Source organism: Streptomyces rhizoryzae, from assembly GCF_023155275.1.
Classification (GTDB): Bacteria; Actinomycetota; Actinomycetes; order Streptomycetales; family Streptomycetaceae; genus Streptomyces; species Streptomyces rhizoryzae.
The window spans coordinates 20,091-44,321 of sequence record NZ_JALMUV010000054.1 but is presented as its reverse complement, the minus strand read 5'-3'; the positions used below and the strand labels follow the sequence as shown (position 1 = coordinate 44,321).

The 24,231-nt window shown below is 74.4% G+C and carries 20 protein-coding genes; 10 read left to right on the top strand and 10 right to left on the bottom strand.

Translation table 11 applies throughout. The features are described from left to right. Positions 1–256 precede the first annotated feature (256 nt). Complete coding sequence (locus MUU72_RS30890; RefSeq protein WP_248016737.1) at positions 257–1,417, top strand: cystathionine gamma-synthase; 1,161 nt, start codon at positions 257–259, stop codon at positions 1,415–1,417. A gap of 54 nt (positions 1,418–1,471) precedes the next feature. On the opposite strand, the gene MUU72_RS30885 is transcribed toward MUU72_RS30890, so the two are convergent. The 3 genes from MUU72_RS30885 to MUU72_RS30875 form a co-directional block, all read right to left on the bottom strand. Continuing rightward, positions 1,472–1,783, bottom strand: coding sequence for a hypothetical protein (locus MUU72_RS30885; RefSeq protein WP_248016736.1), 312 nt, complete (start codon positions 1,781–1,783; stop codon positions 1,472–1,474). 39 nt (positions 1,784–1,822) lie between these two features. Beyond that, the gene (locus MUU72_RS30880) at positions 1,823–2,287 is read right to left on the bottom strand and encodes a sigma factor-like helix-turn-helix DNA-binding protein (protein WP_248016735.1); all 465 of its coding nucleotides are present in this window, start codon (positions 2,285–2,287) and stop codon (positions 1,823–1,825) included. A gap of 417 nt (positions 2,288–2,704) precedes the next feature. Then, positions 2,705–3,211, bottom strand: a complete 507-nt coding sequence (locus MUU72_RS30875) for a MarR family winged helix-turn-helix transcriptional regulator (protein WP_248016734.1) — start codon at positions 3,209–3,211, stop codon at positions 2,705–2,707. A gap of 472 nt (positions 3,212–3,683) precedes the next feature. On the opposite strand from MUU72_RS30875, the gene ilvA reads away from it, so the two are divergent. The 3 genes from ilvA (at position 3,684) to MUU72_RS30860 (ending at position 7,379) form a co-directional block, all read left to right on the top strand. Continuing rightward, on the top strand, positions 3,684–4,883 hold the full coding sequence (gene ilvA, locus MUU72_RS30870; RefSeq protein WP_248016739.1) for a threonine ammonia-lyase: 1,200 nt from the start codon (positions 3,684–3,686) through the stop codon (positions 4,881–4,883). A gap of 511 nt (positions 4,884–5,394) precedes the next feature. Next, a complete protein-coding gene (locus MUU72_RS30865) occupies positions 5,395–6,501 on the top strand; it encodes an ATP-binding cassette domain-containing protein (protein ID WP_248016733.1) in 1,107 nt (368 codons plus the stop codon). Further along, positions 6,498–7,379 (top strand): ABC transporter permease, encoded by an 882-nt coding sequence (locus tag MUU72_RS30860; protein ID WP_248016732.1) that lies wholly within the window; start codon positions 6,498–6,500, stop codon positions 7,377–7,379. The genes MUU72_RS30865 and MUU72_RS30860 overlap by 4 nt, the downstream gene beginning before the upstream one ends. A 122-nt stretch (positions 7,380–7,501) precedes the next feature. On the opposite strand, the gene greA is transcribed toward MUU72_RS30860, so the two are convergent. Together greA and MUU72_RS30850 are read right to left on the bottom strand one after the other, a co-directional pair. Further along, positions 7,502–7,999, bottom strand: a complete 498-nt coding sequence (gene greA, locus MUU72_RS30855; protein ID WP_248016731.1) for a transcription elongation factor GreA — start codon at positions 7,997–7,999, stop codon at positions 7,502–7,504. A gap of 253 nt (positions 8,000–8,252) precedes the next feature. Next, entirely contained in the window at positions 8,253–8,669 is a 417-nt protein-coding gene (locus MUU72_RS30850) for a DUF4307 domain-containing protein (protein WP_248016730.1), read from the bottom strand. 130 nt (positions 8,670–8,799) lie between these two features. Here MUU72_RS30850 and mca point away from each other — a divergent pair, with 130 nt between their 5' ends. Both mca and MUU72_RS30840 read left to right on the top strand, forming a co-directional pair. Beyond that, positions 8,800–9,672, top strand: coding sequence for a mycothiol conjugate amidase Mca (gene mca / locus MUU72_RS30845; protein ID WP_079064222.1), 873 nt, complete (start codon positions 8,800–8,802; stop codon positions 9,670–9,672). A gap of 4 nt (positions 9,673–9,676) precedes the next feature. Beyond that, positions 9,677–9,925 (top strand): RAMP4 family protein, encoded by a 249-nt coding sequence (locus MUU72_RS30840; RefSeq protein WP_248016729.1) that lies wholly within the window; start codon positions 9,677–9,679, stop codon positions 9,923–9,925. A 178-nt stretch (positions 9,926–10,103) separates the two neighbouring features. On the opposite strand, the gene MUU72_RS30835 is transcribed toward MUU72_RS30840, so the two are convergent. Next, positions 10,104–13,382: a tetratricopeptide repeat protein gene (locus tag MUU72_RS30835; protein WP_248016728.1), complete on the bottom strand. Its 3,279-nt coding sequence runs from the start codon at positions 13,380–13,382 to the stop codon at positions 10,104–10,106. A 220-nt stretch (positions 13,383–13,602) separates the two neighbouring features. Between MUU72_RS30835 and MUU72_RS30830 the strand changes: the two genes are divergently transcribed. The 3 genes from MUU72_RS30830 (at position 13,603) to MUU72_RS30820 (ending at position 18,313) form a co-directional block, all read left to right on the top strand. Further along, the gene (locus tag MUU72_RS30830; protein ID WP_248016727.1) at positions 13,603–15,654 is read left to right on the top strand and encodes a thioredoxin domain-containing protein; all 2,052 of its coding nucleotides are present in this window, start codon (positions 13,603–13,605) and stop codon (positions 15,652–15,654) included. Positions 15,655–15,863: 209 nt separating this feature from the next. After that, positions 15,864–16,868 (top strand): MDR family NADP-dependent oxidoreductase, encoded by a 1,005-nt coding sequence (locus MUU72_RS30825; protein WP_248016726.1) that lies wholly within the window; start codon positions 15,864–15,866, stop codon positions 16,866–16,868. Positions 16,869–16,969: 101 nt separating this feature from the next. Next, positions 16,970–18,313, top strand: a complete 1,344-nt coding sequence (locus MUU72_RS30820; RefSeq protein ID WP_248016725.1) for an amidase — start codon at positions 16,970–16,972, stop codon at positions 18,311–18,313. 151 nt (positions 18,314–18,464) lie between these two features. Here MUU72_RS30820 and MUU72_RS30815 read toward each other — a convergent pair whose 3' ends face one another. Together MUU72_RS30815 and trhA are read right to left on the bottom strand one after the other, a co-directional pair. Beyond that, complete coding sequence (locus MUU72_RS30815; protein WP_248016724.1) at positions 18,465–19,091, bottom strand: TetR/AcrR family transcriptional regulator; 627 nt, start codon at positions 19,089–19,091, stop codon at positions 18,465–18,467. A gap of 408 nt (positions 19,092–19,499) precedes the next feature. Next, the gene (gene trhA / locus MUU72_RS30810; RefSeq protein ID WP_248016723.1) at positions 19,500–20,237 is read right to left on the bottom strand and encodes a PAQR family membrane homeostasis protein TrhA; all 738 of its coding nucleotides are present in this window, start codon (positions 20,235–20,237) and stop codon (positions 19,500–19,502) included. A gap of 238 nt (positions 20,238–20,475) precedes the next feature. On the opposite strand from trhA, the gene MUU72_RS30805 reads away from it, so the two are divergent. Next, positions 20,476–22,299, top strand: coding sequence for a phosphoenolpyruvate carboxykinase (GTP) (locus MUU72_RS30805; RefSeq protein WP_248016722.1), 1,824 nt, complete (start codon positions 20,476–20,478; stop codon positions 22,297–22,299). A gap of 104 nt (positions 22,300–22,403) precedes the next feature. On the opposite strand, the gene MUU72_RS30800 is transcribed toward MUU72_RS30805, so the two are convergent. Further along, a complete protein-coding gene (locus MUU72_RS30800) occupies positions 22,404–22,817 on the bottom strand; it encodes an SCO4983 family protein (RefSeq protein WP_248016721.1) in 414 nt (137 codons plus the stop codon). 83 nt (positions 22,818–22,900) lie between these two features. Next, positions 22,901–24,112, bottom strand: a complete 1,212-nt coding sequence (locus MUU72_RS30795; protein ID WP_248016720.1) for a pyridoxal phosphate-dependent aminotransferase — start codon at positions 24,110–24,112, stop codon at positions 22,901–22,903. Between the last annotated feature and the right edge of the window lie 119 nt (positions 24,113–24,231).

Sequence of the window (24,231 nt, the reverse complement as noted above, 5' to 3'; positions counted from 1 at the left end):
GGGGGAGGTGGGGTGGGGGCTCCGGCCGGGGCGGTCCCGGCGGTCGAGTGCGGTCTCGTCGTGGTTTCTCGGGCTCCTTTGGGCCCCTTTGGGCTCCTTCGGGATTCCCGTAGTTGTCTTCGGGCTTGCTTGGGACCTTCTTGGGGCCTCCTTAGGGGCTTTCCTGAGGTGTTCAGGGGCTCCCTATGTATCCACTATCCAGGGAACGGGAAAGTTCCGGAAAGTTCGGCCGCGCGGCCGACTACCCTCGGCAGGCATGAGCGATCCGCGCGACAAGCGCCACCAGCACTTCGAAACCCTTGCCATCCACGCAGGTCAGGAGCCCGACCAGGCGACCGGCGCGGTGGTACCGCCCATCTACCAGGTGTCCACTTACAAGCAGGACGGCGTGGGCGGGCTCCGCGGCGGCTACGAGTACAGCCGCAGCGCCAATCCGACCCGCACCGCCCTGGAGGAGAACCTCGCCGCCCTGGACGGCGGCCGCCGGGGCCTCGCCTTCGCCTCCGGCCTCGCCGCCGAGGACTGCCTGCTGCGCACCCTGCTCACCCCCGGTGACCACGTGGTGATCCCCAACGACGCCTACGGCGGCACCTTCCGCCTGTTCGCCAAGGTCGTCGAGCGGTGGGGCGTGGAGTGGTCGGTGGCCGACACCTCCGACCCGCAGGCGGTCCGGGCCGCGGTCAGGCCCCGTACGAAGGCCATCTGGGTGGAGACGCCCAGCAACCCGCTGCTCGGCATCAGCGACATCGCGGCGCTGGCCGCGGTCGCCCGGGACGCCGGGGCCCGCCTGGTGGTCGACAACACCTTCGCCAGCCCCTACCTCCAGCAGCCGCTCGCCCTCGGCGCGGATGTCGTGGTCTACTCCACCACCAAGTACATGGGCGGCCACTCGGACGTGGTCGGCGGCGCGCTGGTCGTCAACGACGACACCCTCGGCGAGGAACTGGCCTACCACCAGAACGCCATGGGCGCGATCGCCGGGCCGTTCGACGCCTGGCTGGTGATGCGGGGCATCAAGACGCTGGCCGTCCGGATGGACCGGCACAGCGCGAACGCGGCGCGCGTCGCCGAGCTGCTGGCCTCCCACAAGAAGGTGACCCGGGTCTACTACCCGGGGCTGGCCGAGCACCCGGGCCACGAGGTCGCCGCCAAGCAGATGCGGTCCTTCGGCGGGATGGTGTCGTTCCAGGTGGCGGGCGGCGAGGAGGCGGCGGTGGAGGTCTGCAACCGCGCCAAGCTGTTCACGCTCGGGGAGTCGCTGGGCGGCGTGGAGTCGCTGATCGAGCACCCGGGGCGGATGACGCACGCCTCGACGGCCGGTTCGGCGCTGGAGGTCCCCGCCGATCTGGTGCGCCTCTCGGTGGGCATCGAGTCCGCCGACGACCTGCTGGCCGACCTCACCCAGGCGCTGGGCTGAGCCCCGCGCCGGGCTGAGCCCCGGCGGGCCCGCGTGCGGCCCGCCCCGGCCCGTTCAGTACCCCTCCACGGCGGGGGTGGTACGGGCCGGCGGCGGGTGCCAGGGCTGCTCGACCGCCGCCCACAGGGCGAGCGCCAGCAGCGCCAGCAGTGCGAGCAGGGACCCGGCCCGGTGCAGCAGCCGGCGCCGGAGCCGCAGCCGGCGGCCCCGCGCGGCGGCCCGTACCGCCAGGTCCGGCGGCACCGGCGGCCACGGCCCGGCCCACAGCATCCGCCGCGCCTCGGTCTCCTTGCGGTCCGGCGGCGGCCGCCACCCGGGGTCGGGCGCGGCGCCCTGGGGGCCGGCGAAGTCGTCGCCCCCTCTCATGGCAGGTCCTCGCCCGGTCTCACGGCGGCTCCGGTGTGCTCACGGCCGCGGGCCGGCCGGCTCGGGGCGGTGGCTGCGGAGTTCGGCCAGGGCGTGCCGGTACAGCGCGTGGACCCGTTCGGCGGGCAGGCCCAGTTGGGCCGCGGTCTGCTCCTCGGCGACGTCCTCGTGGAGGCGGAGCACCAGGACCAGGCGCTCGCGCGGGCTCAGCCGGTCCAGCAGTCCGCCGCGCGGCCGCCGGTGCCGCCGGGCGGACTGGGCGAACAGCCCGGCCAGTTCGCGGCGGGCCCGCTCGTACGGGTCCTCGCCGCGCAGCCGGTCCCACCCGGCGTACGTCCGGGCCAGCGCGCGGACCAGCAGTTCCTCGGCGGCGGGGGCCGGCCGGTCGGCGGGCTCGCCGGTCAGCAGGGCCGCGGCGTGCAGCAGCCGCCCGGCCGCGCCCGCGGTGAACGCCTCGAACTCCCGGGCCCGGCACCGGTCCCGCACCAGCCGCCGCTCTCCCACCGCGCCTCCCCCGATGGCGGCCGCCCGGCGCCCCGGCCCCTGTCGGCGACGCCCCGGGAACCACCGGACAGCCCTGTGGCCCCTATGGCACGGCAGTCCGGGTACAGGGGTCAAGGGGTGCGGCGGCGGAGACTTCCCGCGTGGCCGGGGCCCGTTCCACGCGCCCGCCCGGGCCGGCCGAGTGGTGCGGCCGGGCGCGAGCGTTCATCTCGGCGGGCGGCCACGGCAACGGTGCGGATCAGACCAGGGGCCCGCCTCGGCGGCCCGGCCCCTTCACCAAGCCCCCGGTCCGACCGTCGTCCCGGCCGTCCGTCCCAGCCGTTCGCCCCAGCCCTTCCGACCGGCCCTTTCGAGCAGCCCGTCCGACCAGCCGTTTCGGACCGGCCTCTTCGGACCGGTGGTTTCCCACCGGCTGTTTCAGGACGGTGTCCCCGGGCCGCCGCCCGGGGCCAGGGCGGTGATCTCGGCCAGCGAGGTGTTGAAGCGCGTCAGCAGCGTGGTGAACGCCTCGCGCTCGTCCTCGCTCCACTCCTCCGTCACCAGCGCCATCAGCGCCCGCCGCGAGGCGCGGACCTCGTCCAGGCGGGCGTGGCCGCGCTCGGAGAGCTCCAGGACCACGGCGCGGCCGTCCTCGGGGTGGGTGGCACGGTTGACCAGCCCGGCGTCGACCAGCGGCGCGACCTGCCGGGTGACCGTCGAGGAGTCGATCCCCATCCCGCAGGCCAGGGCCTTGACGCCCATCGGGCCTTCCTGGTCCAGGCGGTTGAGCAGCAGGTAGGCGGCGCGGTCCATGGAGTTGCGCGCCTGCCCGACACCGCCGAGCCGGCTCTGTTCGGCGCGGCGGGCGAAGACCGCCACTTGGTGCTGGAGCGCGTCGAGAAGAGCGGTGTCGGTGTGGGTCGTCATGTCCGGAGGGGTGGGCATGGCCGGGGCTCGCTTCATCGGGGTGGGCACGGATGGCTGGGGAAGACAGCGTACGCGGCGGCGGCGCGGCCCGTACCGGCGCTGCCGTGTCGGGCCGCGCCGCGCCTGGCGGGAAGGGCGCGCGGACCCGCCGGTGTCCGGCATCCGGCCGGAAAAGCCCGGATCGTGGCCGAACTGCAAGACTGGCCGCATGGCCGATCACACGCCGCCGCGTACGCCACACGGGCCGGACGGGCCGCACGGGCCGGAAGAGCCGCACGTATCGCACGTGTCGCATGTACCGCACGGGCCCGACAGATTCCCCGCTCCGGGCGGATCCTCCGCTCCCGGCGGGCTCCCCGCTCCGGGCGGCCCCGCCGCGCCGGGCAGGCCGTCCGCGCCGCTCCCCGCCTCCCGCCCGACCACCTCCGGCCCGGCCGAAGCCCCCCGCCCGGCCGAAGCCCCCCGCCCCGCCCCCGCCGACCTCGCCGCCCTGACCGTCGACGACATCCGCGAGGCCCAGAAGCTGCTCTCCGGCGTGTCCCGGACGACCGCGATGGAGGGCAGCCGCTATCTGTCGGCGCTGGTGGGCGCGCCCGTCCACCTCAAGTGCGAGAACCTCCAGCGCACCGGCTCGTTCAAGATCCGCGGCGCCTACGTGCGGATCGCCGGCCTCTCGGCGCAGGAGCGCGCGGCCGGCGTGGTGGCGGCGAGCGCCGGCAACCACGCGCAGGGCGTGGCCCTGGCGGCGTCCCTGCTGGGGGTCGCATCGACGGTCTTCATGCCGGCCGGCGCCCCGCTGCCCAAGGTCGCCGCGACCCGCGAGTACGGTGCCGAGGTGCGGCTGCACGGCCAGGTGGTGGACGAGACGCTGGCCGCCGCCCAGGAGTACGCCCGGCAAACCGGCGCGGTCTTCATCCACCCCTTCGACCACCGCGACATCATCGCGGGCCAGGGCACGGTCGGCCTGGAGATCCTCGAACAGTGCCCGGAGGTGCGGACCGTCGTGGTCGGCGTGGGCGGCGGCGGGCTCGCGGCCGGTGTCGCGCTCGCGGTCAAGGCGCTGCGCCCGGACGTGCGGGTGGTGGGGGTGCAGGCGGCGGCCGCGGCCTGCTACCCGCCGTCGCTCGCGGCGGGCCGCCCGGTGGCCATCGAGCCGCTGACCACGATGGCGGACGGGATCAAGGTCGGGCGGCCGGGCGAGGTGCCGTTCGGCATCGTGCACGCGCTGGTGGACGAGGTCCGCACGGTCACCGAGGACGAGCTGTCCAGCGCGCTGCTGCTGTGCCTGGAGCGGGCGAAGCTGGTCGTGGAGCCGGCCGGGGCCAGCCCGGTGGCGGCGCTGCTGTCCGCGCCCGGCTCCTTCCAGGGGCCGGTGGTCGCGGTGCTCTCGGGCGGCAACGTCGATCCGCTGCTGATGCAGCGGATCCTGCGGCACGGTATGGCCGCCGCCGGCCGCTACCTCTCGCTGCGGCTGCGGCTCACCGACCGGCCCGGGGCGCTGGCCACCCTCCTCGGCGTGCTGACCGTGGTGGACGCCAATGTGCTGGACGTCGGGCACGTCCGCACCGACCCCCGGCTGGGACTCACCGAGGCGGAGGTCGAACTCCACCTGGAGACCAAGGGGCCCGAGCACTGCGCGGAGGTGTGCGCGGCGCTGCGCGAGGCCGGGTACGACGTGGTCGTGGCCTGAGGGGCACCCGGGGGCGCGCCGACCGGAGCGGCCCCGCCGGCCCGGCGGGGCGCCGGCGGCAAAGGGGCGGTGGCACCGGCCACCGCCCCTTCCCCATGAGCGGCCACCGCCTGGAGGCCCGCACGCCACCCGTAAGCCCCCCACCAGCCGTACGGCCCCCGCCGTTCGTACGCCTTCGCGCCCCCGCAAGGCCCCACCCTCCCTACGCCCGCGCGCCGTCCGTAGGAACGCGCCCTGCCTCTTGGGTGTTTCGGGTCGCGGAGGGCGGGCGGGCATGGAAACGTGGCGACGTCAGTTCGTCGTAAAATTTATATCGCGATGTATCGCGTTCCGGGTGTAGCATCGGCGCGGCCGTGAGGTCGTGCGCCCGTCCCGTCCGCGGGCGGCGGCGCCCCTCGCGGACGCGCGCCCTGAACCCACCGGCACGAACATCCAGCGGCCCGGCATCCGCCGGCCGGCGGCCCCGGCCGAACGAACCGGCCGGAACGACCGAATCCATGGGGGTACCCACATGCCAGGCGCCATTTACGCCGAAGGTCTGGTGAAGACCTTCGGCGAGGTGAGGGCACTGGACGGCGTCGATCTCGACGTACCCGAAGGCACCGTCCTCGGACTGCTCGGCCCGAACGGTGCCGGCAAGACCACCACCGTCCGGGTCCTGACGACCCTGCTCCGGCCCGACCGGGGGAGTGCGCACGTCGCCGGTATCGACGTCCTCGCGCAGCCCGACGCGGTCCGCCGGGCCATCGGCCTCTCCGGCCAATTCGCCGCCGTGGACGAGTACTTGACCGGCCGGGAGAATCTGGTCATGGTCGGGCGGCTCTACCAGATGGGCGGCCGCGACGCCAAGCGGCGGGCCGCCGAACTGCTGGAGCGGTTCGGCCTCGCGGACGCCGCGGACCGGCCCGCCAAGACCTACTCCGGCGGGATGCGCCGCCGCCTCGACCTCGCCGCCGCGCTGGTCGTCAGCCCGCCCGTGATGTTCATGGACGAGCCGACCACCGGCCTGGACCCGCGCAACCGCCAGGCGCTGTGGGACGTCATCCAGGAACTGGTCGCCGGCGGCACCACGCTGCTCCTCACCACCCAGTACCTGGAGGAGGCCGACCGGCTCGCCCACGACATCTGCGTGGTCGACCACGGCCGGGTCATCGCCCGCGGCACCTCCGACCAGCTCAAGGCCCGTACCGGCGGCGAGCGGATCGAGGTCGTGGTGCACGACCCCGGGCAGCTCGCGGTCGCCGGCCAGGTGCTGGACGCGGTCGCCAAGGGGGAGGGCACCGCCGACCCGCACACCCGCCGGCTGACCGTCCCGGTGACCGGCGGCGCCAGGCTGCTCGCCGAGGTCATCCGGGAACTGGACGGCCGGGGCGTGGAGATCGACGACATCGGGCTGCGCCGCCCGACCCTCGACGACGTCTTCATCGCGCTGACCGGCCACGCGGCCGAGACCGGTGCGGAGCCCGGCGCCGCGGAGGGGGACGGCGCGGGCGACGGCGGCGGGGGCGGGCCCCGGACGGGGCGGCGGAACGGGCCCGGCCAGGGCACCGGAGACGGGACCGGACGCGCGGACGGCGGCCGGTCCGGCGCGACGACCACCAAGGAGGGCGTGCGATGAGCGCGGTCGGACACGCGGGCGGCCCGGCCCCCGCCCTGGGCACCGGACGGCCGCGCGGCGGCCTCGCCCGGTCGGTGCGCGATGCGCTGGTGGTGGCCCAGCGCAACCTGATCCGCATGGTGCGGATCCCCGAGGTGGTCATTTTCGCCCTGATCCAGCCGATCATGTTCGTGGTGCTCTTCACCTACGTGTTCGGCGGGTCCATCGCCGTCCCGGGCGCCCCGTCGGGCGACGCCCAGGCGTACCGGGAATTCCTGATGGCGGGCATCTTCGCGCAGACCGTCACGTTCGCCACCGCCGGCGCGGGGGCGGGCATCGCGGACGACATGCACAAGGGGCTGATCGACCGGTTCCGGTCGCTGCCGATGTCGCGCGGCGCGGTGCTCACCGGCCGCACCCTCGCCGACCTGGTGCAGACCGCGCTGACCCTGGTGGTGCTGGCCGTCGTCGCGCTGCTGATCGGCTGGCGCAGCCACCACAACCCGCTGAGCGTACTGGCCGGTTTCGGGCTGCTGCTCCTGCTCGGCTACGCCTTCTCCTGGATCGGCGCGCTGATCGGCCTCTCGGTCCGGACGCCGGAAGCGGCCACCTCCGGCGGGCTGATCTGGCTCTTCCCGCTGACGTTCGTCTCCAACGCGTTCGTGCCGGTCAACGGGATGCCGGCGTTCCTCCAGCACGTCGCGGAGTGGAACCCGTTCAGCGCCACGGTCGCCGGCGCGCGGGAGCTGTTCGGCAACACCATCGCGGGCGTGCCCCGCTCGGTGACCGGGGCCTGGCCCATGGAGCACCCGGTGCTCGCGTCGGCACTGTGGTCCGTACTGATCATCGCGGTCTTCCGGACGCTGGCGGTGCGGAAGTACCGGTCGGCGACCGCCTGAGCCGCCGCCCGCGCCGGCCACCCCGTCCGCGGACGCACGGAAGCGGCCCGGAGCACAGGGCTCCGGGCCGCTTCACGGGTATGCGTCCCGGGGGCAGATCCGCCGCTCGGCCGGTGTCCGGCTCAGCCGGTGTACGGCTTGGCGTCGAGGATCTTCACGGACGCCGTCTTGCCGTTGGGGAGCTCGTACTCCGCGTCGGCGCCGATCTTCTTGCCGTTCACCCCGGACCCCAGCGGCGACTGCGGGGAGTAGGTCTCGATGTCCCCGCTCGCGTACTCCCGCGAGGCCAGGAGGAAGGAAAGGGTGTCGTCCGGGTCCCCGTCGAACGCGATGGTGACGACCATGCCGGGGGCGACCGTGCCGTTGGCCTCGGGGGCTTCGCCCACCTTCGCGGACTCCAGCAGCTGCTTGAGCTGGCGGACGCGCAGCTCCTGCTTGCCCTGCTCTTCCTTGGCCGCGTGGTACCCGGCGTTCTCCTTCAGGTCACCTTCCTCGCGGGCCGCCTGGATCTTCTCGGTGATCTCGGCGCGTGCGGGACCAGACAGGTACTCCAGCTCGGCCTTGAGCTGGTCATACGCCTCCTGGGTCAGCCAGGTGACGTTCTCGCTGGTCTGGGTCACAGGTGCTCCTCGTCGGTACTGGGGATAAATCAAACGCCCTACCAGGAAGGTTTGCGCCTTCACAGGTGGGCGAAACCACGAGCCTAACAATTCCGGCACAAAACGGGGAAGAGGAATTTCACAGTGGCCGGGCCGGGACGCATCACCGCAGCTCAGGGCGGTGGGGCGGGGCGCGGCGGATGGGCCGTTCGCGTCACCGGGCGCTGCGCGGCGTGGCCGGCCCGGCGGTCGCTGCCGCGCAGGGCGCGCGCCGTCAGCCGGTGCTGCCGGAGGCCGCCGTGCAGCCGACCAGGACCGCGTTGGTCGCCCGCTTCGTGGTCCGCAGCGTCACCTCGGTGTCGACCTGTCCCGAGCGCTGGTCGATGGCGACGTCCTTGCGGCCCACCTCGGAACCGTCGGTGGCCTGCGAACGGAGCGTGCACACGCCCCGGTCGTCCTTGCCCTTGACCACTTCCAGATGGACCGTGACCGCGTGGTCCGAGACCGCGTCCCAGGTGATGATCCGGCCGCTGAGGTCCTGCCCGGAGATGTAGGAGACGCCGAGCCAGCCGACGACGCCGAGCAGCACCGCGCCCAGCACCGCGCCGACGATCTTGAGCGTGCGGTCCGCGCGCTGGTCCGCAGAGCGGCCGTAGCGTCCCTCGGGGAGCCCTTCGCGCACCGCGGCCATGATCCATCCTCCTGGTAGGGGACCGGGAACGTACGGGCCCCGGGGGGTCCCCGCCCCGGGGAATACAGCGCCCCCTCGCTTCGGTCACTATAGGAGGCATCTTCTCCGGCCCTTCACTGAGGATCGAGTCTTGACTGAGCAGCTGCGATTGATGGCGGTCCACGCCCACCCCGACGACGAGTCGAGCAAGGGTGCGGCCACCATGGCCAAGTACGTGTCCGAGGGGGTGGACGTGCTGGTCGTCACCTGCACGGGGGGCGAGCGGGGCTCCATCCTCAACCCCAAGCTCCAGGGGGACCCGTACATCGAGGAGCACATCCACGAAGTCCGCCGGAAGGAAATGGACGAGGCCCGGGAGATCCTGGGCGTCAAGCAGGAGTGGCTGGGCTTCGTGGACTCCGGGCTGCCCGAGGGCGACCCGCTGCCGCCGCTGCCCGAGGGCTGCTTCGCCCTCCAGGACGTCGAGGAAGCGGCCGGGCGCCTGGTGAAGCTGATCCGGGAATTCAAGCCGCAGGTCATCACGACCTACGACGAGAACGGCGGCTACCCGCACCCGGACCACATCATGACCCACAAGATCACGATGGTGGCCTTCGAAGCGGCCGGCGACCCGGAGAAGTACCCCGAGGCGGGCGAGCCCTGGCAGCCGCAGAAGCTCTACTACAACCAGGGCTTCAACAAGCCGCGCACCCTCGCCCTGCACGAGGCGCTGCTGGAGCGCGGCATGGAGTCGCCCTACGGCGAGTGGCTGGAGCGGTGGAAGTCCTTCGAGCGCCGCGAGCGCACGCTGACCACCTACATCCCCTGCGCCGACTTCTTCGAGATCCGCGACAAGGCACTGATCGCCCACGCCACCCAGATCGACCCCGACGGCGGGTGGTTCCGGGTGCCGATGGACATCCAGCGCGAGGTCTGGCCGACCGAGGAATACGAGCTCGCGAAGTCGCTCGTGGACACTTCGCTCCCCGAGGACGACCTCTTCGCGGGCATCCGCAACAATTGAGCCCATGATGAGCGCGACCAGCACCCTCGCCCTGACGCACTTCGTCACCCTTGCCGACAGCTTCGACAAGGACAAGGTGACCCCGGGCGTCCTCGGCTTCATCGTCTTCGCGGTCATCGGCGGTGCCGTGTGGCTGCTGATGAAGTCCATGAACAAGCACATGCGCAAGGTGGACTTCGAGGAGATCCCCGAGGACGGCCGGGCGGGCACCCCCGCTCCGGCCGCCGCGGCCCCGAAGCCGAAGACCAGCTGACCGCCCGGCGCCGGACCGCGGGAGCGGGGCACGGCGCGCGGGCACCAGGACCGGGCAGCGGTCCATGACCCGGCCGCCCGGCAGCGGCCGGCAGACCGCCCCGGCGGCTCGCTGACCCACGCGGTCAGCGAGCCGTACCGCCCTGCCGCGCGTTGCCGCGTACGGGCACACGGCGGCCTCACTCCGCGGCCGCCGGCGCCGCCGGTACGCCCATGACCTCTCTGGCCTGCCGGTCCGGCACCATGCCCAGCCGCCACGCCTGCCAGCCCGTCTCCGGCTCCACCCCGCGCTCCAGCAGCAGCCCGAGCGTCTGCGCGTACTCCGTCAGCTTGGCGTCCCGGCCCCCGTGCCGCTCCGCGACCAGCTGCGCCAGCTCCTCCTGCGCCACCGCCGTGCCGACCACCGAGCCGCCCGGCGAGGCGAACGGCAGCAGCGTGCACCGCAGGAACCGCGCCCAGTCCTCGCCGCGCCGGTCGCCGTACCCGGCGAACAGCGCCGCGGCCTCGCCGGCCAGCTCCAGCGCCTGGGCGAACCGCCCGTTGCCGGCGTCGATGACCACCAGCTCCAGCAGCGACCACGCCTCGCCGTGTGCCACCCCGATCCGCTGGAAGTCCTTCCGGGCGTCCTGGAGCAGCTGCCGGGCGAAACCGCTGTTGCGCAGCGAACCGGTCTGCTCGGCCCGCAGATCGCGGGTCACCCGCCCCGCGTGGTGCCGCGCGCAGGCCAGGCCGTAGCCGTCCTGCATGCGGCTGAACATGTTCCGCGAGCGCTCCAGCTGGCGCAGCGCGGCGTCCCGCTCGCCGCGCTCCTCCAGGGCCTGGCCGAGGTAGTACATCGTCCACGCCTCGCCGCGGGCGTCCTCGTGCTGCCGGTGCAGCGGCAGCGCCTGCTGGAGCCCGTCCACGGCCGGGCCGGCGTCGCCCGCCACCAGCCGGGCCCGGGCCAGCTGCGTCATCGCCCAGGCCGTACCGCGGTCGTCGCGGGTGCGGCCGTACAGCTCCAGCGCGGCGTGCAGGGCGGACTCGGCGGCCGCTACCTCGCCCCGCCGCAGGTGCACCTGGCCGAGCTGGAAGTGTGCCCACGCCTGGCCGTGCAGGCTCTCGCTCTCCTCGTGCAGCGCCAGCGACTCCCGCAGCATCCCCTCGGCCTCGGCGAGCCGCGCCCGGTCCCGCTCGACCGCCGCCAGGGCGTGCAGCGTCCAGGCCCGGTCGCCGCGCATCTCCGGACCGGACTGGACCTCCAGCGCCTCCCGCAGCCGGGCCGCGGCCTCGGAGAGCTGCCCCTGCTGCTGGAGGGTGATGCCCAGATCGCGCAGCGCGCGGGCCGCGCCCACCGGATGCTGCGCCTCGAAGTAGAGATCGACCACCGACGACAGGGTCGTCCGGGCGCGGTCCAGCTCGCCGAGCTGGCGGGCCGCGACGCCGGTCCGCCACTGCACCGAGCGCACCAGCAGCCCCTGGCCGGCCGCCCGGGTCAGCTCGCTCAGCTCCCCGAGGCGGTAGAGGTCGCCGCGCAGCAGGCAGTAGTCGCACAGCGCGCCCAGCAGGTGGGACACCGCGGCCTGGTCGATGTCCTGGTCGGCGTGGCGCAGCGCGGCGGTGATGAAGCTGGTCTCGTCGTCCAGCCACTGCAACGCCGCGTCCAGGGACGGGAAGCCGTGCGGGCCGAAGCGGTCGGCGCGGGTGGAGGTGTTGCCGTCGACCAGGCGGATCACCGCGTCGGCCAGCTCGGCGTAGCCGCGGATCAGCCGCTCCTGGGCCGCGGCGCGCTCGGCCGGCTCCTCCTCGGCCGTCAGCCGGGCGTGCGCGAAGCGGTGCACCAGGGGGTGCAGGCGGTAGCGCGTCCCGCGGACGTGCTCGACCAGCCCGGCCCCGGCCAGCGCGGTCAGCTGCCGCCCGGCCTCCGCGTCGGCCACGCCGAGCAGCGCGGCCGCGGCGGCCGTGCCCAGACTGGCCCGGCCCACCAGCGCCAGCCGCCGCAGCAGCTGCCTGGCCTGCGGCGGCTGGTCGGCGTACCGCAGCGCCAGCGCCCGCTCCACCGGGGCCGCCCCGTCGGCCGCCGCCAGCTCCCGGGCCAGTGCGGCGGGGGAGCGGTCGCCCAGGGCGGAGCCGGCCACCCGCAGGGCCAGCGGCAGACCGCCGCACAGCTCCGCGATCCGCTCGGCGGCCGGCGCGTCGTACGCTTCCGCGGCGCGCGCCGGCGGCTCCCCGGCGGCGGCCGCCGAGCGCAGCAGCTCCTCGGCGCCCGCCGTGTCCAGCCCGGTCACCGGCAGCTGGTGCACCCGCGCCGCCAGGTCCGCCGGGAACCGCAGCGGCGTACGGGAGGTGACCAGCACCAGGCTGTCGGAGCCGTCCGGCACCAGGGCGCGCACCTGCTCGGCGTCCGCGGCGTCGTCCAGCAGGACCGTCACCGGCAGCCCGGCCAGGTGCCGGTGGTAGATCTCGGTGAGCCGGGTGACGTGCTGCTCCTGGGAGGGCCGCTCGCGGAACAGCAGCTGCTCACGCGGCGCGCCCAGGCGGTTGAGCAGGTGCAGCAGCGCGTCCCGGACGGGCAGCGGCACCTCACCGGGGGTGTCGCCGCGCAGGTCCACCACGCAGGCGCCGCGGAACTGGTCGCGCAGCTGGTGGGCGGCCCGCACCGCCAGCGCCGTCCGCCCGGAGCCGGGCTCGCCGTGCAGCACCACCACCGTCGGCTGCGTCCCGGTGCTCGCCCGGCCGGCCTGCACCCACCGGGCGATCTGCCCCAGCTCCGCCCGGCGCCCGGCGAACGGGCCGCCGGGCTCCGGGAGTTGGGCGAACGACCGCTCCAGCACCGATCGCCGTCGGGCCGCCGCGCTGCGGTCCGCGCCGCGCAGCTGCGGCCCCCGGGAGCCCTTCCCCGCGGACGCCGCGGGCGGCGCGCCACCGCTCCGGGTCCCCGCCAGCATCCGCTGCTGGTCCAGGAACGGGCGGACGCCGCGCACCTCCAGCGCCGTCAGCCACGCCAGCCGCAGCTGCTCGGGGCCGCCGGGCCGGCCGCGCAGCCCGGCCTGGCGGTGCGCCGCCGGGAAGTGCCCCGCGGCCAGCTTCACCACCGCCGCCGCCGCGCCCGCCACCAGCGCCGCCCCGCCCGCGCCCAGCGCCGGGCCGCCACCCGTGCCGTACGCCAGGCCGGCCCCGCACGCGGCCACCGCGGCCGCCAGTGCCGCCACCGCCCCCGTGCCCAGCTCCTTGCGCGTCAGCCGCGCCGCCAGCGGCCGCCGGCCGGCTGACGCCTCGTCCAGCGCCCGGACGTACGCGGCGTACTCCTCCGACGCGGGGGCGGCCAGCTCGTCCAGCGCCGCGGACGCTCTGGCCAGCAGCGCCGCCCCGTCCAGCCGGCCGCCCGCGCGGCGCTCCTCCTCCTCGACGCTCCGTTTCAGCAGCGCCTCCGCTTCCTTGCGGTGGCCCTCGCGCAGTCCGGCCCGTTCGCCCGGCATGTCCGTCCCCCTCCAGCAGTCGCCACGGTCGTGGCGCGTCCAGCACTCCCCTGCGGATCACCGCCGCCCCGGCGGCGCACCGGTCACCCGCCACCGCGGCCCGCCCCGGCGTGATCACCGCCGTACGCACAGTGTTCCGCCTCCACGCCCTTCCCGGCAGGGCTGTGGATAACTCCCGACACACCCGGCAACCGCCGCCCCGTTGGGAGAGGATGGCCCCATGCCGAACCGCCTGGCCCAAGAGACGTCCCCGTACCTGCTCCAGCACGCCGACAACCCCGTCGACTGGTGGCCGTGGTCCCCCGAAGCATTCGAGGAGGCCCGCCGACGCGGCGTCCCGGTGCTGCTCAGCGTCGGGTACAGCTCGTGCCACTGGTGCCATGTGATGGCCGACGAGAGCTTTGCGGATCCCGGGCTCGCCGGGCTGATCAATGACCACTTCGTGGCCGTCAAGGTCGACCGCGAGGAGCGTCCGGACGTCGACGCGGTCTACATGGAGGCCGTCCAGGCGGCCACCGGTCAGGGCGGCTGGCCGATGACCGTCTTCCTCACGCCCGCCGCCGAGCCCTTCTACTTCGGGACGTACTTCCCGCCCGAGCCCCGCCACGGCATGCCCTCCTTCGGGCAGGTGCTGGAAGGGGTCCGAGCCGCCTGGGCGGACCGCCGGGAGGAGGTCGGCGAGGTCGCGGGCCGGATCGTCGCCGACCTCGCGGGCCGCTCGCTGGCCGGGTCGCTCCCCGAGGACGGCCGGCGGCCCCCGCGCCCCGAGGAGCTGCACACCGCGCTGATGGGGCTGACCCGCGAGTTCGACGCGGTGCACGGCGGGTTCGGCGGCGCGCCGAAGTTCCCGCCGCCGATGGTGCTGGAGTTCCTGCTCCGCCACCACGCCCGGACCGGCTCCGCCGGCGCGCTGGAGATGGTCCAGGCGACCTGTGCGGCGATGGCCCGCGGCGGCATCTACGACCAGCTCGGCGGCGGTTTCGCGCGCTATTCCGTCGACCGGGAATGGATCGTTCCGCACTTCGAGAAGATGCTGTACGACAACGCCCTGCTCTGCCGCCTGTACGCCCACCTCTGGCGGGCCACCGGCTCGGATCAAGCCCGCCGGGTCGCGCTGGAGACCGCCGACTTCATGGTCCGCGAACTCCGCACCGACCAGGGCGGTTTCGCCTCCGCGCTGGACGCGGACAGCGACGACGGGACGGGCCGGCACGCCGAGGGCGCGTACTACGTCTGGACGCCGGAGCAGCTGCGCGACGTCCTGGGCGAGGACGACGCCGCGTTCGCCGCCGCGTACTTCGGCGTCACCGAGGAGGGCACCTTCGAGGAGGGCGCCTCGGTCCTGCAACTCCCCGACACCGGCGGCCCGCTGGCGGACGCCGGACGGGTCGCGTCGGTACGGGAGCGGCTGCTGGCGGCGCGCGCGCAGCGGCCGCGCCCGGGGCGCGACGACAAGGTCGTCACCTCCTGGAACGGCCTGGCCGTCGCCGCGCTCGCCGAGACCGGCGCCTACTTCGACCGGCCCGACCTCGTGCAGGCCGCCACCGACGCCGCCGACCTGCTGGTCCGCGTCCACATGGACGGGCAGACGCGGCTGCACCGCACCTCCAGGGACGGCACGGCCGGCGGCAGCACCGGTGTCCTGGAGGACTACGCCAACGCCGCCGAGGGCTTCCTGACGCTGGCCTCGGTCACCGGGGAGGGCGTCTGGGTGGAGTTCGCCGGCTTCCTCCTGGACACCGTCCTGGTCCAGTTCACCGCCGCCGACGGCACCCTCTACGACACCGCCGCCGACGCCGAGAAGCTGATCCGCCGCCCCCAGGACCCGACCGACAACGCCACGCCCTCCGGGTGGACCGCCGCGGCCGGGGCGCTGCTCTCCTACGGGGCGCTGACCGGCAGCGCGCTGCACCGGGACGCCGCGGAGCGCGCCCTGGGGATCGTCACCGCGCTCGGCGGGCGGGCGCCGCGCTTCATCGGCTGGGGCCTCGCGGTCGCCGAGGCGGCGCTGGACGGGCCGCGCGAGGTCGCGGTGGTCGGCCCGCCGGACGACCCGGCCACCCGCGCGCTGCACCGCGCCGCCCTGCTCGGCACCGCCCCCGGGACGGTGGTCGCCCTGGGCGCCCCGGGGCCGGACGACGCCGCCGAGGTGCCGCTGCTGATGGCGCGCCCGCTGGTCGACGGGCAGCCGGCCGCCTACGTGTGCCGCCACTTCACCTGCGAGCGCCCGACGACCGACCCGGAGGAGCTGGCGCGGCGGCTGCGCGGCTGAGGCCCCGCGCGCCCCGCGCGCCCCGCGGGTCCGAGGGGGCGGGGGCTGCGGTGGCCGCGGGCCCGGGGTGGCCGGAGGCGGTGGTCCGGGCACCGGGGCGGGGGCCCGCCCCGGTGGGCGGCCCCCCGGCCCCGCCCCGCCGCGCCTCAAGTGGGCGCCACGGCGGCCCGGTTGGCCGGGACGGGCGCCGCACCGTCTAGCCTCCGCACATGACGAACCGCACGCACCGCGAGGTCCGCCTCGCCGCCCGCCCCGCGGGTCCGGTCGGCGACGACCTCTTCGAGATCGCCGAGGTCCCCGTCCCCGAGCCCGTGGAGGGCCAGGTCCTCGTACGCAACACCCTGATGTCCGTCGCGGCCGTGATGCGCACCCTGATGGACGAGAACACCTCCCTGCCGATGCCGTCCTTCCAGGTCGGCGAGGCGCTCCACGGGCCCGCCGTCGGAGAGGTGGTCGCCGCCCCGGGGACCGGCCTGGCCCCCGGCGACCTGGTGGCGCACCGCCTCGGCTGGCGCGAGTACGCCCTGGTGGACGCCGGGCAGGTGCAGCGCCTGGACCCGGATCTGCTGCCCGACCCGGCCGCCTACCTCTCGCAGGGCCCCACCGCCCTGATGGGCATCGACCGCGGCGCCGAAGTGCGCCCCGGTGACACGGTGTTCATCACGGGCGCGGCCGGCGGCGTCGGCTCGCTGGCCGGCCAGCTCGCCCGGCTGCGCGGTGCCGCCCGGGTCATCGGCAGCACCGGCTCGCCGGCGAAGGCCGACCGGCTCCGCGCGGAGTTCGGTTACGACGCGGTGGTCCTGCGCGGCGCCGGGCCCATCGAGGAGCAGCTGCGCGCGGCCGCCCCCGAGGGCATCGACGCGCTCTTCGACAACGTCGGCGGGGAGCAGCTCCAGGCCGCGATCGCCCTCGCCAGGAGGGGTGCCCGGCTCGCCCTCGTCGGGGCGCTCGCCGCGCAACTCGCGGACGGCCGGCCGGCCGCGACCCCCGTCGACACGCTGTCCCTGGTCTCCCGCGGCATCACGCTGCGCGGGGTCGCCCTCTACGACCACCTCGACCTGATCCCGGAGTGGAACCGGCTGTTCGGCCGGGGGCTGCGCGACGGCACCCTCACCTTCCCGCACGCCCGCCTCCAGGGCATCGAGCAGGCCCCGCGGGCCCTCCAGGAGCTGATCGCGGGCACGCACCTGGGTGCCGTCCTCGTGGAGCTCTGACCAACAGCCGGTGTACGGGCGGGCGTTGGGGTACCCGGTGGGCCGTGGCGGATGGGGTCATCCGTCCGGGGGATTGCGGTTCCCGGCGGTAGCCTGCCCGGGTGACGACCTTGCTCGGGTCCCGTTCCCTCGTCCAGGAGGCCGCGGCGCTGCGGTCCGGTGCGGACGACCCGCTCGCCGCGGTGCTCCGCACCTGCGACCGCATCGACGCGGTGGACCACCGGATCCACGCCTTCGTCCCGGAGCCGGGGCGCCGCGCCCGGCTCCGGGAAGCGGCCCGGGAGCTGGCCGCGGCCGGGCCGCCGGGCGCCGCCGGACGCCCCGCGCTGTACGGCGTCACGGTCGGCGTCAAGGACATCGTGCACGTCAACGGGCTGCCCACGCGGGCCGGTTCGGCGCTGCCGCCAAAGGAGCTGGCCGGCCCGCAGGCCGCCGTGGTGGACCGGCTGCGCGCCGCCGGGGCGCTGATCGCCGGCAAGACGGTGACCGCGGAGTTCGCGGTCACCGCACCGGGGCCGACCCGCAACCCGCACCACACCGGCCACACGCCCGGCGGTTCGAGCAGCGGCTCGGCGGCCGCGGTCGCCGCCGGGATGGTCCCGCTGGCCCTCGGGACGCAGACCGTCGGCTCGATGATCCGGCCCGCCGCCTACTGCGGGGTGGTCGGTTTCAAGCCGACCTATGGGCGGATCCCGTGCGACGGGGTGCTGCCGAACGCGGTCAGTTTCGACACCCTCGGGTGCTACGCCACGGACGTCGCGGGGATCGCGCTGGTCGCGGCGGTGCTCTGCGACGCGTGGCGGTCCGCGGCGGAGGCCGGTGGCGGGGACGCGGCCGGGCCGGACCGGCGGCCGGTGCTGGGCGTCCCCGCCGGGCCCTACCTGGAGCGGGCCGGCCACGAGGCGCGGTCCGCCTTCGCGGCGCAGCGGGCCGTGCTGGCCGCGGCCGGCTACGACGTCCGCGAGGTGCCCGTGATGGCCGACTTCGCGCGGATCACCGAGCAGCTCTTCACCATGAACCGCTACGAGCTCGCCCGCGCCCACGCCCGGTGGTTCGCCCGTTACGCCGACCGCTACCGGGAGCAGACGGTGGCCGCGATCCGCCAGGGCCACACGATCGGGGACGCCGCCTACGAGGCCGCCCGGGAGCGCCGTGCCGCCTTCCGGGAGCGGCTCGCCGCGGACGGGGCGGGTGCCGGGATCGACCTGTGGATCGCCCCGGCGGCCACCGGCCCGGCGCCCGCGGGCCTGGCCACCACCGGTGATTCCGTCATGTGCCTGCCCTGGAGCAACGCCGGGCTGCCGTCGCTGAGCCTGCCCGCCGGACGGTCCGCCGCCGGCCTGCCGCTGGGCCTGGAGCTGGTGGGCCGTTGGGGGGCCGACGAGGAGCTGCTGCACGGGGCGGCCGGCATCGAGCGCGTACTGAACGGGGGCGCGTCGGCCTAGGGGGTGTCCGCAAAGTCGCGTACCGGGGAGGCGGGGGTGCCGTGCCGGACTGGCACCGCGGGCCTGTGCTCCTACGGGCGGCGGCGGGGCGGCGGCCGCCCGCCGGGCGCCGTGCGCCACCGGAAGCGGCGCCGGTGCGCGAAGGACGCGCTCAGAGGGTGAGGCCGCCGGCCAGGACGTCCATCGCCTGGTGGATCAGCGCCTCCGGGCCCGCCGCCCGGGCGTCCTCCGCCCAGCGCAGCAGCGCCTCCTGGAGCGCGGCCAGCGCGGCGGCGCTGACGACCCGGAGGCCCAGGTCGTCGGCGGGCCGCCCGGTGCGCTCGGCCAGCGCGGTGCTGACGAGGTCCACGTGGCGGGCGGTGCGTTCGGCGGTGCGGCCCCGGACGGCGGGCACATCGCGGACCAGCCGGATGCGCTGGAGGAGTTCGCCGCGGTCGGCCGTGCTGGTGCCGTGCAGGATCCCGACCGCGACGTGCCGCAGCGTCTCGGCGATCGGCTCGCCGGCCGGCCGGGCCCGGATCCCGCCCGCCAGCAGGTCGTCGTACTCGTCGGGGAGGACGATGTCCTCCTTGGCGGGGAAGTGGCGGAAGACCGTGCTGGGGGAGACCTCGGCGGCTTCGGCGATCCGGTCGACGCCGGTCGCCTCGTAGCCCCGCTCCGCGAAGAGCCGGAAGGCGGCCCGGCGGATCGCCTGCCGGGTCTGGAGCTTCTTCCGCTCGCGCCGTCCGGGCCGGGGGGTTCCGGACGGCGCCGCGGCGGGGGTGCGTGCGGAGACCATGCGGCTCATTGTCCCCATCCGCCGCGGTGCCGATGCCCGGCCACCGCGCGGGGCGCCCGGGGGCCGGTGGCCGAGGTGCGGCGCCTTGACAGGTCTCTGATTGTCAGTGGGGTGTGTCACGCTCGTACGCGGGCATCGTTACGGACAGTGACGCTCGGAGGGAGGCTCGCGATGCGACCCGTGAGGCATGTGTACGCCGCGCTCGCCGCCGCGCTGTGTGTCGGCGGCTATCTGGTGGGCGGCGGCCCGCTGGTGACGGCCCTGGTGCTGGCCGGACTGGCGGCGCTGGCCTGGCAGGTGGCCGCCGCCTCCCGGCCGCGGCCGGCAGGGCGCCGGGCGGCGGCCGGGAGACCGCAGGAGAGGCCGGCCGGGAGACCGGACGGGCCGGCCGCCCCGATCCGGCCCGGCTCAGCGATGCGTATACGCGACCAGCGAGATGCCGACGTAGTGCACGACGAAGGCGGCAAGGGTGAAGGAGTGGAAGACCTCATGGAAGCCGAACCACCGCGGTGACGGATTGGGGCGCTTGATGCCGTAGACGATGGCGCCCGCGCTGTAGAGCAGCCCGCCGACGATGACGAGGACGAGGACGGCGATGCCGCCGGTGCGCAGGAAGTCGGGCAGGAAGAAGACGGCGGCCCAGCCCATCGCGATGTAGCACGGGGTGTAGAGCCAGCGCGGGGCGCCGACCCAGAAGACGCGGAAGGCGATGCCCGCCAGCGCGGCCGCCCACACCGCCCACAGCAGCACCTGTCCGCGGGTGCCCGGCACCAGCAGCAGCGTCAGCGGCGTATAGGTGCCCGCGATGATCAGGAAGATGTTGGCGTGGTCGAGCCGGCGCAGCACGCCACCGATCCGCGGGCTCCAATTCCCGCGGTGGTAAAGGGCGCTGACGCCGAACAGCAGGCAGGCGCTGAGGGTGTAGATCGCACAGGCCAGGCGGCCGCGGGGGCTGTCGGCGAGCGCGGTCAGCAGGACGCCGGAGAGCAGCACGGCGGGGAACATCCCCGCGTGCAGCCAGCCGCGCAGCTTCGGTTTGAGCGGCGCGGCAGCGGCGGCGACCGCGGCGGCCACCCCCGAGCCGGAATCGGTCCTGGACGGCGCGGAGGGGGGGCGGCTTTCGGCGGCGTCAGGCGCGGAAGTCATGGCGCAATGCTACCTACGCAACCGTAAGTTACAGGTTCGTCCGGAAGTGGTGACGGTCACCACGGTGCCCCCTGGACAGAACCGAATCGGGGTCGGATGATCAAATGAGTGCGGTCGGCACCGGATGAGCGGTCACGAAGCATCCGGGTCGCAGCCCCCAAGGGGCAGATAAGCAAAAGAAGCGGTTTTCTTGCCTTATGAGCGGAAAGCCGACCAAACCCCTCAACTAGGAGCGATCGTGGCGCGCGACAACGCGGCTCCCTCTCCCGTCCCCACCCGGCACCAGGACCTGCGCACGTGGGTCGACGACATAGCGGCCCTCACCCAGCCCGACCGCGTCGTCTGGTGTGACGGTTCGGAGGCGGAGTACGAGCGTCTGTGCGAAGAGCTCGTCGCAAAGGGCACCTTCAAGAAGCTCGACCCGATCAAGCGCCCCAACTCGTACTACGCCGCGTCCGACCCCTCCGACGTGGCGCGCGTGGAGGACCGCACCTTCATCTGCTCCGAGAAGGAAGCGGACGCCGGACCGACCAACCACTGGAAGGCCCCCGCCGAGATGCGGGAGATCTTCGCCGGTGAGCAGGGCATCTTCCGGGGGTCGATGAAGGGCCGGACGATGTACGTCGTCCCGTTCTGCATGGGCCCGCTGGGCTCCCCGCTCTCCGCGATCGGCGTGGAGATCACCGACTCCGCCTACGTCGCGGTGTCGATGCGCACCATGACGCGGATGGGCCAGGCGGTCCTCGACGAGCTGGGCGAGGACGGCTTCTTCGTCAAGGCCGTGCACACCCTGGGCGCCCCGCTCGCCGAGGGCGAGCAGGACGTGCCGTGGCCGTGCAACTCCACCAAGTACATCTCGCACTTCCCCGAGTCCCGGGAGATCTGGTCCTTCGGCTCCGGCTACGGCGGCAACGCCCTGCTCGGCAAGAAGTGCTACGCGCTGCGCATCGCCTCCGTCATGGCCCGCGACGAGGGCTGGCTCGCCGAGCACATGCTCGTGCTCAAGCTGACCCCGCCGCAGGGCGAGGCCAAGTACGTCGCGGCGGCGTTCCCGAGCGCCTGCGGCAAGACCAACCTGGCCATGCTGGAGCCGACGATCCCGGGCTGGACGGTCGAGACCATCGGCGACGACATCGCCTGGATGCGCTTCGGCGAGGACGGCCGGCTCTACGCGATCAACCCCGAGGCCGGGTTCTTCGGCGTCGCGCCCGGCACCGGCGAGCACACCAACGCCAACGCCATGAAGACCCTCTGGGGCAACTCCGTCTTCACCAACGTCGCGCTCACCGACGACGGCGACGTGTGGTGGGAGGGCATGACGGAGGAGACCCCGGCGCACCTCACGGACTGGAAGGGCAACGACTGGACGCCGCAGTCCGGTGTGCCGGCCGCACACCCCAACGCGCGCTTCACCGTGCCCGCCGCCCAGTGCCCGACCATCGCGCCGGAGTGGGAGGACCCCAAGGGCGTGCCGATCTCGGCCATCCTCTTCGGCGGCCGCCGGGCCAGCGCGGTGCCGCTGGTGACCGAGTCGCTGAGCTGGCAGCACGGCGTCTTCCTCGGTGCCAACGTGGCGTCCGAGAAGACCGCCGCGGCCGAGGGCAAGGTCGGTGAGCTGCGCCGCGACCCGTTCGCCATGCTGCCGTTCTGCGGCTACAACATGGGCGACTACATGGCGCACTGGATCAAGGTCGGGGCCGACAAGGACCAGGGCAAGCTGCCCAAGATCTACTACGTCAACTGGTTCCGCAAGGACGACGCGGGCCGCTTCGTGTGGCCGGGCTTCGGCGAGAACAGCCGGGTCCTGAAGTGGATCGTCGAGCGGCTGGACGGCACCGCCGAGGGCGTCGAGACCCCGATCGGCGTGCTGCCCACCAAGGAGGCGCTGGACACGGAGGGGCTGGAACTCTCCGACGCCGACCTGGAATTCCTGCTCACCGTCGACAAGGACATCTGGCGGGAGGAGGCGGCGCTCATCCCCGAGCACCTGAACACCTTCGGGGAGCACACGCCGGAGGAGCTGTGGGAGGAGTACCGGGCGCTGGTGCGGCGGCTCGGCTGACCTCCTGTGCCCCCGCGGCGGGGAGGCCGGCCCCCGGGGTCGGCCTCCCCGCCGCGGGGGTTCGCCGTTGGCGCGGGGGCGCGGGCCGCGGGGCCCGGGGCCCGTCAGGCGGTGGCGAGGTCGGCTGCGTCGTGCAGCGCCAGCTGGTCCTCGATGAGGGTGATGGCCGAGGCGTCGTCGCGGGTGGTGGCGACGGCCAGGGCGTTGCCGGCCAGGGTGCGGGCGCGCTGGCGGAGGGCAGGTATCCGCGACGGGTCGCCGCCGCCGGTGGGCTCGGCGCGGAGCGGGTGGTGGCCGCCGAGGCGCGCGACCTCGGCCGCGATGCGGTCGGCCGCCCCGGCCAGGGCCGCGCGGCCGGCGCCGCACTCCGTCAGGGCGTGCAGCTCGTCGGTGACGGTGAGCAGGGCGGTCAGCTGCCCGGCGAGCCGGATGTCCAGCTCCTCCTCGCGGGAGCGCTGCGGAACCCCCGGGGCGACGGCCATGGTGTGGACCGACTTGGTGCGGATCGGTTCGTACATGGGACGGCCTCCTGAAAACGTCTAGGAGGCCATCCTAGCTTAGACCGTGTCTAAAGTTGTGGTCGGTATAGGGCGGGGTCGGTTCAGTACTGTCCGTAGCCTTCGAGGAAGGCGCCGATGCGGGTGACCGCGTCCGTGAGGTCGTCCTTGCTGGGCAGGGTGACCAGGCGGAAGTGGTCCGGCTCGGGCCAGTTGAAACCGGTGCCGTGGACGATCATGATCTTCTCGGCGCGCAGCAGGTCCAGCACCATCTGCCGGTCGTCCTTGATCTTGTACACCTTCGGGTCCAGCCGGGGGAAGGCGTAGAGCGCGCCCTTCGGCTTGACGCAGCTGACGCCCGGTATCCGGGTCAGCAGGTCGTAGGCGGCGTCCCGCTGCTCCAGGAGCCGGCCGCCGGGGAGCACCAGGTCGTTGATGGACTGCCGGCCGCCGAGGGCGGTGGCGACGGCGTGCTGCACCGGCATGTTGGCGCACAGCCGCATGTTCGCCAGGATGGTCAGGCCCTCGATGTACGAGGCGGCGTGCGCCTTGGGGCCGCAGACCGCGAGCCAGCCGCTGCGGTAGCCGGCCACGCGGTACGCCTTGGACAGGCCGTTGAAGGTCAGCGTCAGCAGGTCCGGGGCGATCGCGGCGAACGGGGTGTGGGTGACCCCGTCGTAGAGGATCTTGTCGTAGATCTCGTCGGCGCAGACGATGAGGTTGTGCCGGCGGGCCAGCTCGGCGATACCGCGCAGCAGCTCGTCGTCGTAGACCGCGCCGGTGGGGTTGTTGGGGTTGATGACGACGATGGCCTTGGTGCGGTCGGTGATCTTCCGCTCGATGTCGGCGAGGTCCGGCATCCAGTCCGCCTGCTCGTCGCAGCGGTAGTGCACCGCGGTGCCGCCGGAGAGCGAGACCGACGCCGTCCACAGCGGGTAGTCGGGCGCGGGGACGAGCACCTCGTCGCCGTCGTCCAGCAGCGCCTGCATGGACATCTGGATGAGCTCGGAGACGCCGTTGCCCAGATAGACGTCGTCCACGGTGAGCTCGACGCCCTTGGTCTCGTAGTGCTGCACCACCGCGCGGCGGGCCGACAGCAGGCCCTTGGCATCGCCGTAGCCGTGTGCGGTGCCGACCGAGCGGAGGATGTCCTCCAGGATCTCCGGGGGGCACTCGAAGCCGAAGGCGGCCGGGTTGCCGGTGTTCAGCCTGAGGATACGGTGACCCGCCGCCTCCAGCCGCATGGCCTCTTCGAGGACCGGGCCGCGGATTTCGTAGCAGACGTTGGCGAGCTTCGTTGACTGGATCACCTGCATGACGGCCACTCTACGGGCGCGGGTGGCTACCCGCCGGGTGGTTTTCGCCACGTGGGGGGCGGACGGTGCCGCCTTGGGCACGGTATGTGACGGATGGAGCGGGTGCGGATTCCGCGGTG